The sequence below is a fragment of the Lysinibacillus agricola genome, assembly GCF_016638705.1.
Classification (GTDB): domain Bacteria; phylum Bacillota; class Bacilli; order Bacillales_A; family Planococcaceae; genus Lysinibacillus; species Lysinibacillus agricola.
This window is the reverse complement of sequence record NZ_CP067341.1, coordinates 3,103,268-3,116,608: the sequence shown is the minus strand read 5'-3', so window position 1 is coordinate 3,116,608 and position 13,341 is coordinate 3,103,268. Positions and strand designations below refer to the sequence as shown.

Here is a 13,341-nt window from a genome sequence, read left to right as displayed (position 1 = left end):
ATTTCTGAAACTTGGAACAGAGAATGCAATGGCTGTTGGGATTACCTTTGGCATTTGAATAATATATCTCCATCTATAACAAAATTTGACAACGATTCAAGGGAGATATATTATACGAATTAAGACAATTGACTTAAATGAAAAAGAGGTGAGTATGTATGAAAAAATTGCCTGAAGCAGAATTTGAGATTATGAAGATAGTATGGGAAAGTAATCCGCCAATTACTACAGGTATAATAATGAGAGAAATAGGGAGTGAGAAAGGTTGGAAAATCCAAACCGTAGTATCCCTTATGCAAAGATTAACTGAACGTGGATTTCTTCGCAGTGAGAAAAAAGCTAAGGAGAGATTTTATTACCCTACAGTAGAAAAAGATGCCTATCTAAGTTTTGAAACAGAGCATTTTATGAAGCTCTATCATAAAAACTCCTTTATGAATTTAGTGGGTACACTTTATAAATCCGATACTATTTCTAATGAAGATTTAGCTTCATTAATTAAATGGGTGGAAGAAAAGAGGGATTAATATGCACAGTATCATGGTAGGTTTATTCTTTAAATCAGTAGTTATGTCCCTTATTGGACTACTCTTTATAGCTGTAACGCCTTTCCTTTTAAAACGATACAGTGCTAAATGGCTTTATTATGGCTGGCTCGCGATCCTTGCAGGTTTTATTTTACCATTTACAATCAATATATCGACCCCAGTTGTCAATCTATCAGAATCGGTGCAAGTACCATCTAAAGAACCTATTCCAGTTAACAGTAGTCAGATAACGCTTGTGTCCTCATCTGTAGATACAGTGACAGCACTTTCTGTTTGGCAGATGGTGATGATAATTTGGATTTTAGGAATCGTTGTATTTTTGGCAGTTCATCTTGTAAGACATTATCGTTTTATGTACATGGTGAAAAGATGGGGGCAAACGATAACTGAACCGAAAATTCTTCATTTGCTTGAAAAAGTTAAAAGTGAAATGAATATCACTAAGGAAATCGCATTGAAAGAATGTCGCTTTATCCATTCCCCCATGGTATTGGGATTTACTAAAAATACTATCTGGCTACCTAATAATGTTTATCGAGAAGAAGAACTAAACATGATATTGAAGCATGAGTTAGTTCATTTAAAACGAAAGGATTTATGGTATAAAGTTTTTGTATTGCTGATTAGTAGTATTCATTGGTTCAATCCATTGTTCTATCTATTCGCTAAAGAACTGGACAACCTTTGTGAACACGCTTGTGATGAAGAAGTAGTAAAAAATACTGACATCCAACTTAGAAAAACGTATAGTCAGACGATACTACATGCTGAGAAGTTAAAAAGAGGAGAAGGTGTTTTTTCTACAAATTTTCTAGGGAGTACACAAATTCTAAAAAAGAGAATACTCTCCATTAAGGATATGAGTAAGAAGAAATCAGGAATCGTTGTGATGGCACTATTAATTTTACTTACAACAGGTGGAATGGCTGTCAGTTCAGCATTTGCTATTTCCAGTAAGCCGTTGAACTATTTAGACGAAACATTTATGAAAGAATCCATTTTAAATGGTGCATCAAGAGGCTACTTTGCAACAGACAAATTTATTATTTACCCAAAGAATATGAGGGATAGAAAAACTGTTTTCTGAGTTCCTTTATCGTTAGTCGAATCTTTTCATACAAACTTTCAAAACCTTCTATTGATTGATGTACAGCAAAAGCTTTTTCCATCACGCGTCCTCGTTCATCGACAAAGCAAGCGTAATGAACGCGCTTTGTGATGTCTATACCTACGACGAGTGTATTATCAGTCACTTAATTAATTTTGTAATTCATTTTAGAATGCATTTAGGAGTCCTCCTTGTAGATGTTGGGTCAATGGTCGTTGACATTCAGCATCATACTAGAGGACTCTTTTTCTTTCAAGAGCCAGAACATCTTTCAAACAGGAATGCTGCCCCGTTAGTTCTTCAGGTATACCAAATGTTAAGTGGTGATTTTTTTTTGATAAAAAGTATCTCTTAGACGTTGTGACATGGGGGGAGACACCATAGCCATTTATAGTTTTCTGTAATATCAAACAATTCGGATTTTTTTATTGACTCTTAAATGAATAGAATATACAATTTTACTGAGGAAACTCGGATTCCGATATTAATCGGAAATTTAACAATCAAAAATTTAAGTTCATTATAAAAGGAGACTGTATATGCCAAAACCTAGTTTTTTTAGATTGAATAAACATTATAGTAAAGCACTAATCGAACAGGCAACAAAGGTTTTTATTAGTAAAGACTACCATTCACTTAAGGTATCCGATTTAAGTGAGGGGATGGGTTTGCCTACAGGTACTTTTTATGAGTATTTTGAAAGCAAGGAGGACCTGTGTGTATATTTAGCTAGCATTGCTTTTCAGAGAAAATTTGATTCGCTAGGCGCGGACAATATTGTTCTCTTTACATATGAGAAAGAAGGATTTTCTATCCCTTCTGAAGATGGCGGCTCAATTAATGAAATTTCCTATGAAAAAATACTTAATTGTGGGGTTGGTTTCTTTGCCAGGCTGTTTGATGAGTATCTTTTAGAGATGATGATTCCCCATATTAATGTAGGTATCAAGAAAAAAATTGAGGAAGGTGTTTATAGAGAAGATATCGACTTTCAGTTGTCCTCTTATATGTTGGCGATGTTATCAACTTTCGTTTTACATTATTTTGATAAGTACGAGATTTCAGATAAGAAAGATCAAGAGGCTACAGTATTGAAATTAGTCGGATTAATGGATGGAATACTGAAAAAATAATAGAAAGGATTGATATAGATGTTTTATTTTCCAAATCCTTATGGGGAGTTAACTGTAGGTATTTTGCGTAGTCAGTTTAATTGTGAGGGAGAAACGATTCCTTTAACATTTTTTTATCCGGCAGATGAAAGCGATGGAAAGAATGCTAAATACTCTTTCGCAGAAGCACTTTTTGGTCATCCGCTAAGCGAGGCGAAAACCAATTTTTTTAGCGAAGCCCCAATTTCCCAACACAAAGAAAAGTATCCGGTTATATTTTATAGTCATGGATATGGGAGTTATGAAATGTCCAATAGTGTCCTATGTGGAGATTTAGCTAGTATGGGATTTGTGGTGATAGCTATTGGACATACAGGAGAAGCTACAGCAGTCCGTTTAAAAGATGGAACGATTATTCCAATGGATGAAACACATAGTGATGAAATGAATGTTCCGGAAAAAGAGGAAATATTACAAAAGATTATGATGGAAGTAGCTGCAAAAGATTTTACAGAAGAGAATTATGGGACTTTTATTGAGGCAGGTCGTCAGTTTTGTGATAGTCATGCGAAGAATAAGAGAATGGAAATTTGGGCTAAAAGGATTCGAACTGCTGCGGATTACATGGAAGAAGTAAATAAGAGCAACTATTTACTGGCAGGACATTTAGACTTAATTCCTGGTTTCGGTATTACTGGGCATTCCTTTGGTGGCGGTGCAGCCATTTCTGTATGCAGGGAGGACAGTCGTTTCGTATGCGGAATTGATGTGGATGGGGCAAACCTAGAAGAAGATTATGGTCAAGATATTAGAAAGCCTTTTCTATGTATTGGAACTGAAATTACAAGTAAGCTGCTTTCAGGAATTTATCTAAGTAATACAGAGAATACCTATCAATTGGTGTTAAAAGACGTAGAACATATGGGCTTTACAGATCTAGTATTTTTTCCAGACATTGCTGAAATGATGGGAATCCCCCTGGGGTCAATGGAAGGGAATAAGCTTGCTGCTATTTTGGCCCAATACCATGCAAATTTCTTTAGAAAGTATTTATTGAAAGAAGATCTGTACTTGGAAATGCCAGATGAATCTGTAGCAATACTTAAGTTTAGAGAGAAAAATTGCTAGGAAGGAATGAATATTATATGGATAAAGTGCTGCAAACGCGTTTAGAAAAATTAGTTCACGATACAAAAGAGCAGTATGGACTACCGTCCCTTACGGTTTCAGTATCTAAAGGTAGTGACGAATTTCACTATTCCATAGGTGCTGCTGATTTGGAAGAGGAAAATAAAGCTACCGTTAATACAGTTTATTGCATTGGCTCATCTACGAAAGCATTTATAGCATTGTCTTTGTGTATCCTGTCGGAGAAAGGAAAAATAGACTTGGATATGCCAGTCAAAACTTATTTGCCTAATTTTGAGATGTACGATGAGTACAGTACAGAACATTTGACGATAAGAGATGCTCTTTCACATAGAAGCGGTTTGCCACGACATGATACTAGTTGGCTAAATACACCAGAAAGAACCACAAAGGAGCAGGTTGAAACTCTTGCTTTTCTTCCGCCGGCTTGGCCATTAAGGTACAGATTTCATTATCAAAATCATATGTTTATGGTTGCTACCTTGTTAGTGGAAAAGGTAGGTGGTATACCATGGGGAGATTTCGTTAAGGAAAATATTTTATTGCCATTGGGTATGAATAGCACTTATATCTATGGAGATTTGATTAGAGATGACGATAGCAGAAAGGCTAGGCCATATATAAATAGTGGAGGACAAATATATAGGATTCCTTACAACTATGCAAAAACATCTGGTGGCGCTGGAACTATGTATTCTTCTACCGTGGACATGCTTAAGTGGCTGAAATTTCAGTTGAATGGTAATGGGCAAGTGTTAGGAAAAGAAATGCTACAAGAAATGCATTCTCCACAGATAATTATTCGTGATGGTGACATATTCAATATTATGTTTCCTGAGATTCAATTTACTAGTTATGGCTTGGCATGGTTTATTGAAAGTTATCGTGGGCAAAAAATCGTTCATCATGGGGGTACATTGGATGGCTTCAAATCACAACAAATTTTTGTTCCTGAAAAGGACATAGCTATATCTATACTCTGTAACCTGAATCAGACAACAGCGGTAACTTCCATTGGATATGCAATACTAGATGAACTTATGGGCTTTGAACCTTTAGATTGGATGAATAGATATATAGACGCATCGGCAAAACTTAGTGCTGAAAAAATAGAAGAAACACGGGATGCTTTGAAGAATGCCAATAATATGAAAAGTAAATGTGAAAATAGAGATTCATATATAGGTACATACTCAAATAGGGCCTATGGTAAGGCAATCGTTTTGGAAAATGATGGACAAATCTATTTGCAGATGATTGGCTTGACCCTTCCTATTATTCCAACTGGTAAAGATAAATTTCATCTAGCAGTGGAGAGCTATGGCATTTGTTTTCCAGTGACCTTTAAACGTGATGAAACTGGAAAAGTTACAAAACTATTAATCCCACTGGAAGAATCACTGAAGGAAGCCATTCCGTTTTATGCCGAAGATTAAGAAACGACATTTAGAAGGAAGGTTTTATAATGGATAAACAAATGAATGAGGAACGCTTTTTAAATCGTCTAATTGAAATTATACAAATAGATAGCCCTTCATTGGAAGAAAAAGAAATGTCTGATTACCTAATCGCCTTTTTTAAGGAGCGTGGAGAAAAAGTCATTGCCGATGATACAGGCAAAAAGTTTGGGAGTAATGGTAGAAATGTATTGGTTCATATTCCAGGAAGCCTGGACTTAGAGCCAATTTGCTTTAATGTTCATATGGATACAGTAGAACCTGGACGTAATATTAAACCAATTAAAAAGAATGGAAGAATAATAAGTGACGGAAGTACGATCCTCGGTGGGGATGATAAGGCAGGGATAGCTATGTTATTAGAGGGCTATGAATACCTACGCGAGAATAATATCCCGCATAGAGAAATGTATTTTTTGTTTACTTTAAGTGAAGAAATCATGCAAGGTGCTACTCACTATGACACCTCAGATATAAAAGTGAAGTATATGTTTGTGTTAGATGGAGCTGGGCACCCTAAATATCTATGTAGTGCCAGTAAAGGAAAGACCTTACTCAAGTATGAGTTTTGGGGAACGACTGCTCACTCTGGTGTAGATATTACTGCTGGACGTAATGCAGTTTGCATGGCCGCACATGCTATTACATCAATGCCAACGGGCTTAGTAGATGAAGATACGACTGTGAATATATCTTCAATTCATGGAGGAAAAGAAGCTCCGACAGTGCCAGATTATGCAGTCGTAACTGCAGAAATCAGGTCCTATTATCAGGATAAAATAGATGATCAGGCAGCAGTTATGCATAAAGCGGCAAAGGAAGCAGCGGAACTGTTTGAAGGACGAGTGTCGAAGGAAATAACTATTCTCTGTCCACCCTATCATGCTCAAACAGATGAGTACCTTTATAAGAGAACAAAGGAGGCAATTAAAGACGAAGGGCTAGATCCAGTAGAGATAAAGACTGGAGGCAGTAGTGACGCTAATATTTTTGGAGAGCGGGGCTTTATATGTAGTGGGTTAGGAATTGGAATCCACAACGTTCACACAACTTCAGAGTATGTGGATATAGAAGAAACGCAGATGGCATATAGAATCATGTTAAATATCATGACAAATTAAGAGGGGGGATATTTTGCAGACAGATAATTGGAAATCACCGATTATAAAAAGATTAGAAAATATGGAAGAATTGGTTTGGATAAATCCTAAAAAGGAAAGCGCTAATAAACCATTAGAGAAAATGGGAATATCTACAAAAGATATTGATGATGCAAGGATAAGGCTGGAACGATTTGCACCTTTTATTGAATGTTGCTTCCCAGAAACAAAAGCAACACAAGGAATTATTGAATCTCCTTTAACAGCTATTCCAATGATGCAAAAATTTATAAATGAAAGCGATCATTGTAATCTCACGGGGACATTATTGTTAAAACAAGATAATGAATTGGCGATTGCAGGTTCCGTTAAGGCTAGGGGCGGTATTTATGAGGTATTGAAACATACAGAAGATTTGGCGCTCTTTCATGGTCTTCTTAGAAAAGAAGATAATTATGCAAAACTTGCTTCAAAGGAATGTCGCCACTTTTTTCAGCAATATACAATTCAAGTTGGTTCTACAGGAAATCTTGGACTTAGCATAGGTATGGTTAGTGTAGCAATTGGCTATAAGGTGATCATCCATATGTCTTCAGATGCCGAACAGTGGAAAAAGGATTTGTTACGAAAACATGGTGTTGTCGTTGTGGAGTATCAGTCGGATTACAGTGTGGCTGTGAAAAATGGGCGTGTCCAGTCAGACAAAGATCCTAAGAGTTATTTTATTGATGATGAAAATTCCATAGACTTATTTTTGGGATACGCAGTAGCTGCAAAACGATTGGAGTTACAACTTAAAGAACAGGGTCTTATTGTGAATGAGGAACACCCATTATTTGTCTATATCCCATGTGGAGTTGGTGGTGCACCTGGAGGCATTACCTTTGGACTTAAGGATATATTTGGAGAAAATGTACATTGTTTTTTTGTGGAACCGACAAAAGCACCTTGTATGTTACTCGGAATGGCAAGTGGAAAACACGATGAAATATCCGTTAATGATATTGGTTTAGATGGTCAAACCCTTGCGGATGGGCTGGCAGTCGGAAGAGCATCTGGATTTATTGGGAAAGTTATGGAACCAATTCTTAGTGGGATTTTCACAGTTGAAGATTGTAAGCTTTTTGAATATATGAGACACCTCTTAAATAAAGAACAAATTTTTTTGGAGCCCAGTGCCTGTGCAGCTTTTGAAGGGGTAATGAGATTATCTTTTTACGACGAAATGTCGGAATATTTAGCGAATTGTAAATTAGAGGACAAAATAGGAAACGCAACTCATATCGTGTGGGCAACTGGAGGAAGTTTGGTACCAGATAAGAATAGAGAAGAGTATATAAATACGTATGTAGGTGATTGATTTTCGTAGCAGACTGTTAGATTTATTCGAAAGGGGACGGTATAATGGCGAAAACCAAAAAGTACATAGGAGAACTGAGTACTTCGGAGATGTGGGCAAGTTGTGCGATAGGAATGGGTACAGGTCTCCTACCATTTTTAATGAATGGATATATGTCCTATTTCTTTACAGATGTCATGCTGATTCCTGCATCATCACTTGTGGGAATCATGCTTGTTGCGAGGATACTTGATGGAATTCAAGATATAGGTATAGGAGCCACATTAGATCGGATAAGAAGACCAGATGGGCAAGCTAGACCGTTTTTTAAGTGGTTTGCCATCCCATTTTTTATTTTTAGTGCATTGCTTTTTTTAAATCCTCCCTTTGGCGAAACAGGCAAAGTCATATATGCAGCTGTTACGTATATAGGAGCGTTATTTATGCTTTCATTTTTGCAGCTACCCTATGCAACGCAAATTAGCTTAATCACAAAAGACAGTAAAGTAATCTCAAAACTTAGTAGTATGCGTTTTATTACCGCTTCTATTGTTTCTGTGATAGCAGGATTGGTTGTCATTCCACTCCTAAAAGGGTTTGGAGGTGGAGATATTAATAAAGGATTCTTTTCTGTTGGAATAATAGTAGGGGCATTGGGTGCAGCCAGCGCAATTTGGGCTTATTTTGGAACAAGGGATAGATATATTGCTATATTACCAAAAAAAGAAAAGATTCCACTTCTTGGACAATTGAGATATCTAAAAAATTTCCCTTGGCTTTTAGGGCTAATCATTACATTGTCAATTATGTTTTCATATACATTTAGTTCTGCTATGGCTATTTACTATTTTACTCATGTTATTCCAAATCAAACTTTCGCAGGGCTTGCTCTCGTTGTTATCTTTGCTTTCATGGTTCCAGGTAGTGCTATTTCACCTATAATTGGGGGTAAAATTGGAAAGAAGCAGGCAATTATGGTAGGGGTCGGAATAAGTATTTGTGGAAAGCTTATCATGTTATTGGGGAGTTCAATCTTTATATTTATTGGTTTAGGCATGACTGGCTTTGGCTTGGGAATAGCCATTCCCTTATTGACTGCATTAATGCCGGATATAGTAGATTATGGGGAATGGAAACACCATGCATCAACTCCTGGGATTCTTTACTCAGCAATTAGTTTGGGCTCAAAGATGGGGATGGGGCTAGCTGTTTCTGTCCAGCTTGCCATTTTATCTAAATTCGGATATGACGCAACACTCGTAGTTCAACCAGATTCAGCCATCAATGCTATTTCATTGTCTTATATTTTTGTCCCTCTTGTATGTGAAACGCTCGCTCTTATAGCTATAAGTTTTTATCGTATAGACCATATTCGGGATCAAATTCAAAATGATCTTACAGAGAGGTATGAATCCCTAGGTTTGAAGAGGGTCAAGGAATCTTTATAGTATTTGAAGTAAAGGAGAGTAAGTATGCAAATAACCAATATTCAAAGTAAGATTTATGAACCTGAAAGTATTGTGAATTTTAAAGTAGCTCTCATAGAAAGAGTAATCCCTCAGAATGTAATTATTAAGATAACTACAGATGAAGGTATCATTGGGTACGGCGAAGCAGCTCCATTTCTGCCTGTGACGGGAAGTGACGCACAAGAAACGCAACACTTTATTCAGAAAATCGCTACTTTGCTCATAGGAAAAGACCCTTTCTATTTAGAAAATATCCATAATCTAATGAATCAGGTAGTGGTAGGTCAAAATGCGGCCAAAGCGGGCATTGATATGGCATTGTATGATATTATCGGAAAAAGCTCAGGTCAACCCCTTTACAAATTATTGGGGGGGAACAGTAACCAAATAGAAACTGATATGACACTGGGTATTGACACTCCCGAGAATATGGCTAAAAAAGCAGTAGAATATACGGAGATGGGTTTTCGTATTCTAAAGGTAAAAACCGGAATTAATTCTATCGAAGATATTCATGCCATTAAGTTGATTCGTGAAGCTGTGGGACCAGATATAGAGTTGAGATTGGATGCCAATCAAGGTTGGGATGCAAAAGAGACTATCAGAACTATGAAAGCTTTGGAAAAGTATAATGTATTAGAAGTAGAACAACCGGTGCCCTATTGGAATCTAGCAGCTTGCTGTCAAATTAGAGAGAGTATTTCCCAGCATCTTATGTTAGACGAATCTGTCCACTCACCTCAAGATGCATTACGGGCAATACAGACTGAAGCAGCGGATATGATAAATATTAAACTCATGAAATGTGGTGGTATTTATCAAGGAATAAAAATTAATGCTATTTCCGAAGTTGCAGGAATTCCATGCATGGTTGGTTGCATGAGCGAATCCCGATTAGGTATTGCCGCTGGTGCTGCACTTGTCGGTGCCAAATCTAATATACGGGCATCTGATTTGGATAGTCATTATCTAATTGCAGAATCTCCTCATATCACGGGAGGTTTTGTTCAAGATGGTGGTCTTATAACAATTGTTGATAAACCAGGTTTAGGTGTGGAAGTGAATTTTGATGCGCTTTAATTTAATAAGGTCCTTAATTCAATGAACTCAACTATTGTACAATTTTTAAGAGTTTTTCGTTGAGATGGTACCGTAGTATTACAGCTTCGCTTGTTATACGAGATCTAAGTCCCAACCAGCCTCAAACATATTTCTACAAGTAGGGGGTGAACAGTTTACTTGACGGGATCAATGTCCCACGCCCTCGTACGTTCTACCCTGGCTACTGATAGATTAAATCTAAATAAAAAAAGTTCAACCAGAAAGAAGAAGTACGATGGAATGTATTAAAAATCCATGTGGAACGAGTTCAACTAAAAAAGCATATTAATAAATAGAAAGTTTATTATTTTCTAGTTTAAAAACAGGGAGGAAAATAGTATTGAGACTAACTGAACTTCATCCACTCTTCTATCACACACGAATCGAACAAAAAAGACTTTTTTCGTTTTTAGCAAATTTAAAAGAAAGAAAACGGTTTGCCACGCATAAAGAGTTATCAACTACATTTCCTTATACTTGTAAAAAACATCAATCATTGCTGAAAAGAAAATTAGGGAACAGTGATCCTAAATTACAAGAAAATAAAATAATCAATTTAAAAATTGCTACGAGTGAAATCGATGACGTAATCATTAAGCATGGTGAAACTTTTTCTTTTTGGCAACTAGTAGGAAAAACGACTGAGGGCAAAAGGCTATATTGAAGGCATGCAGCTCGCAATGGGAGAAGTAAAGACGGGCATTGGCGGTGGAATTTGTCAGCTCGCTAATCTACTGTATTGGATGGCGCTACACACACCTCTTATTGTTACGGAAAGACATCAAGACATCATCATAGTTTCGACCCATTTCCTGATTTGGGGCGAACGCCTCCATTTGGAAGTGGTGCAAGTGTTTTTTACAATTATATAGATTTACGGTTTTATAATCCGACATCCGAATTTTTCTAAATAAAGGTTTGGGTAACAGATAAACATTTAAAAGGGCAATGGCTACTTTTGCTAATAAATGCCTAACTCTTATCATATTGAGGAGAAAAACCATCAATTTTTAAAAGAGACGGGAAAAACTATCGTCAAAATTTTTATAAAAACTGGAAACCAAACATTATTTTGATATGACAAGCTTTCCGTCGTACGATTTTCAAATCATTCAGCAATGATTTTAGAAATTAATAAAATATAATAATTTGGATTTCGAGACGTTTAGTCAGCCGAAATATAACTAAATGCCAAAATTTTACTAACGCATGTATTTAAGTGGGAAATAATAATATCCAATTAAAGATGTTATACCTCTGATTTTTACAAACCTTGATATCTGCACATTTGGAACACATCGTTAAAGATATTACACCTTTTCACCTTACGGACGGAATGATGTAAACCCTTGTCAAAACCGTCTATTCGCAATGACAATCCTATGTCTAGGCTCAAATCCCTTATATCCTGATGCCATCAGTAAGGAGCGAACAGAAAAAATCACCCATAACATAAGAAGGCACTGAAAAAGTCGATTTGCCACAAAAAATGTGATGCAAATCGACTTTTTGAGTTTCTAAATCCAACAAAAGACAGATTTATAATATAAAAAAATGAATTTCTTTAGTTTTTCAGTGCCCTCATAACATAACGAGTGATTTTTGAAAATCATAGCTATAAAAAAGTCTCAAATTCAAGCTGCTATGTTTAGATAGTTAAGATACCTCGAATTGTGATGGTAGCTGCTCCTGCAACTTTGATGACTGGTTTTAATTCATTCGGAATAACAGTCACATAAAGAGTTCCAGGTCTTCCTATCGCATCACCTTGAGCAATTTTAAGATATGTTATTTCACCTTGAGAAATAACACCTTCTAAATAGAGGAAGCCGGCTAACGCACCATTTGCTGCACCAGTTACAGGATCTTCAGGTATACCAATCCCTGGTGCAAAATCTCTTGTATATAATTCATATTCTTTCAAGTTAGTAAAAGTATAAAGATGTGTCGTGCTAATATTATGTTCTTTATTATGTTTCGCTAACGCTGCTAAATCTGGCACTGCATTGTCGATATCGATTTGATCTTTTATTGGAACGAGTAAATGCCAGACACCAGTATTCGCTAGTTTGATTGGATACGTTAAATCAATGCTTTCGGAATGGACGCCGATCAGTCGACTAAGCTCTTCCACATCAATATGGATATCTTGTGTTTTTGGCGTTACTTGCGTCATTTCCACATTGATAACTTTTCCGTTTTCCTTATGCCATACAACCGGTACTCTACCAATATTCGTTTCTAGCACTATACCTTCTTTTTTCTCAGCAAGACCAAACTCAGTCGCCAAAAGCCATGTTAATCCAACAGTTGCATGTCCGCAAAAGTTGATTTCTTCACTGGGAGTAAAATATTTTACTTTATAGTCTATATCTTTATTATCTGAAGGTAGTAAAAATACGGATTCCGGTAAATTTAATTCTTTTGCGATATTTTGCATCTCATCTTCGGATAATTTTTCAGCATCTGGCACAACGCCAGCTGTATTACCGCCAAATTTTTCAGTTGTAAATGCATCTACATGATAAACTCTAATATCTCTCATCTTATTAACTCCTTTCTAACTTTTAGTGTTTCCTCCATACAAATCCATTTAATGAAACCCTCATTTAGATTGGTTACGGTAAATCATAGCATACTATAATACAAATTCTATCATTTTTAGGGAATATTAAACTATAAAAGCGATGATTTACTAAAACTTGTGAAATTTCCATATCTATTATATAATAAATATACTATTTTATTAAAGGGTGAACTTTTTGTTAATTGTAGAATTCTAATCTGAATCAACGTTATAGCTTAATTTTGTCGAACAAACCACTTATATAGAGGTGTTATTTGTTGTGCAAAAAAGCAAGATTAGAATTAGTTAGCTTCGTATGAACATTTAGCGCGACTAGTTTTAGTCGCGCTTTTTCTATTCGTTGATTTAGACAATTTTAATTTTTTACTTAT

The 13,341-nt window shown here is 36.1% G+C and carries 12 protein-coding genes and 1 pseudogene; 11 read left to right on the top strand and 2 right to left on the bottom strand.

Going from position 1 to position 13,341, the window contains the following annotated elements; all coding sequences use genetic code 11:
- The first annotated feature begins 158 nt into the window (after positions 1-158).
- Complete coding sequence (locus tag FJQ98_RS15115; RefSeq protein ID WP_053597243.1) at positions 159-527, top strand: BlaI/MecI/CopY family transcriptional regulator; 369 nt, start codon at positions 159-161, stop codon at positions 525-527.
- Between the two features lies 1 nt (position 528).
- Complete coding sequence (locus FJQ98_RS15110; RefSeq protein WP_241774664.1) at positions 529-1,635, top strand: M56 family metallopeptidase; 1,107 nt, start codon at positions 529-531, stop codon at positions 1,633-1,635.
- Here the strand turns inward: FJQ98_RS15110 and FJQ98_RS26860 are convergent.
- Positions 1,628-1,801 (bottom strand): annotated as a pseudogene (locus FJQ98_RS26860) (IS110 family RNA-guided transposase); the annotation flags it as partial. The gene FJQ98_RS15110 and the pseudogene FJQ98_RS26860 overlap by 8 nt on opposite strands.
- Positions 1,802-2,195: 394 nt before the next feature.
- Between FJQ98_RS26860 and FJQ98_RS15105 the strand changes: the two are divergent.
- From FJQ98_RS15105 to FJQ98_RS26850, 9 genes are all read left to right on the top strand, one after another.
- Positions 2,196-2,789, top strand: coding sequence for a TetR/AcrR family transcriptional regulator (locus FJQ98_RS15105; RefSeq protein ID WP_053597242.1), 594 nt, complete (start codon positions 2,196-2,198; stop codon positions 2,787-2,789).
- Positions 2,790-2,807: 18 nt separating this feature from the next.
- A complete protein-coding gene (locus tag FJQ98_RS15100; RefSeq protein ID WP_053597241.1) occupies positions 2,808-3,896 on the top strand; it encodes an alpha/beta hydrolase in 1,089 nt (362 codons plus the stop codon).
- Positions 3,897-3,913: 17 nt separating this feature from the next.
- Positions 3,914-5,353: a serine hydrolase gene (locus FJQ98_RS15095; protein WP_053597240.1), complete on the top strand. Its 1,440-nt coding sequence runs from the start codon at positions 3,914-3,916 to the stop codon at positions 5,351-5,353.
- A gap of 29 nt (positions 5,354-5,382) precedes the next feature.
- On the top strand, positions 5,383-6,495 hold the full coding sequence (locus FJQ98_RS15090; RefSeq protein WP_053597239.1) for a M20/M25/M40 family metallo-hydrolase: 1,113 nt from the start codon (positions 5,383-5,385) through the stop codon (positions 6,493-6,495).
- A gap of 13 nt (positions 6,496-6,508) precedes the next feature.
- A complete protein-coding gene (gene dsdA, locus FJQ98_RS15085) occupies positions 6,509-7,834 on the top strand; it encodes a D-serine ammonia-lyase (RefSeq protein WP_277815990.1) in 1,326 nt (441 codons plus the stop codon).
- A gap of 44 nt (positions 7,835-7,878) precedes the next feature.
- Positions 7,879-9,261 carry an MFS transporter gene (locus tag FJQ98_RS15080; protein WP_053597238.1) on the top strand — a complete coding sequence of 461 codons (1,383 nt, stop codon included), beginning with the start codon at positions 7,879-7,881 and terminating at the stop codon, positions 9,259-9,261.
- A 24-nt stretch (positions 9,262-9,285) separates the two neighbouring features.
- A complete protein-coding gene (locus tag FJQ98_RS15075) occupies positions 9,286-10,362 on the top strand; it encodes a mandelate racemase/muconate lactonizing enzyme family protein (RefSeq protein WP_053597237.1) in 1,077 nt (358 codons plus the stop codon).
- A gap of 361 nt (positions 10,363-10,723) precedes the next feature.
- Positions 10,724-11,047 carry a VanW family protein gene (locus FJQ98_RS26855; RefSeq protein ID WP_246494220.1) on the top strand — a complete coding sequence of 108 codons (324 nt, stop codon included), beginning with the start codon at positions 10,724-10,726 and terminating at the stop codon, positions 11,045-11,047.
- Positions 11,048-11,051: 4 nt separating this feature from the next.
- Complete coding sequence (locus tag FJQ98_RS26850; RefSeq protein ID WP_075807370.1) at positions 11,052-11,255, top strand: VanW family protein; 204 nt, start codon at positions 11,052-11,054, stop codon at positions 11,253-11,255.
- Between the two features lie 776 nt (positions 11,256-12,031).
- Here FJQ98_RS26850 and FJQ98_RS15065 read toward each other — a convergent pair.
- Positions 12,032-12,928 carry a PhzF family phenazine biosynthesis protein gene (locus tag FJQ98_RS15065; protein ID WP_053597236.1) on the bottom strand — a complete coding sequence of 299 codons (897 nt, stop codon included), beginning with the start codon at positions 12,926-12,928 and terminating at the stop codon, positions 12,032-12,034.
- Between the last annotated feature and the right edge of the window lie 413 nt (positions 12,929-13,341).

Bases quoted from the DNA above. Each gene is read 5' to 3' on its own strand.
- FJQ98_RS15090 (WP_053597239.1), top strand. From the start codon at position 5,383: ATGGATAAACAAATGAATGAGGAACGCTTTTTAAATCGTCTAATTGAA.
- FJQ98_RS15065 (WP_053597236.1), bottom strand. From the start codon at position 12,928: ATGAGAGATATTAGAGTTTATCATGTAGATGCATTTACAACTGAAAAA.
- FJQ98_RS15080 (WP_053597238.1), top strand. From the start codon at position 7,879: ATGGCGAAAACCAAAAAGTACATAGGAGAACTGAGTACTTCGGAGATG.
- FJQ98_RS15100 (WP_053597241.1), top strand. From the start codon at position 2,808: ATGTTTTATTTTCCAAATCCTTATGGGGAGTTAACTGTAGGTATTTTG.
- FJQ98_RS15075 (WP_053597237.1), top strand. From the start codon at position 9,286: ATGCAAATAACCAATATTCAAAGTAAGATTTATGAACCTGAAAGTATT.
- FJQ98_RS26850 (WP_075807370.1), top strand. From the start codon at position 11,052: ATGCAGCTCGCAATGGGAGAAGTAAAGACGGGCATTGGCGGTGGAATT.
- FJQ98_RS15105 (WP_053597242.1), top strand. From the start codon at position 2,196: ATGCCAAAACCTAGTTTTTTTAGATTGAATAAACATTATAGTAAAGCA.
- FJQ98_RS15095 (WP_053597240.1), top strand. From the start codon at position 3,914: ATGGATAAAGTGCTGCAAACGCGTTTAGAAAAATTAGTTCACGATACA.
- FJQ98_RS15115 (WP_053597243.1), top strand. From the start codon at position 159: ATGAAAAAATTGCCTGAAGCAGAATTTGAGATTATGAAGATAGTATGG.
- FJQ98_RS15110 (WP_241774664.1), top strand. From the start codon at position 529: ATGCACAGTATCATGGTAGGTTTATTCTTTAAATCAGTAGTTATGTCC.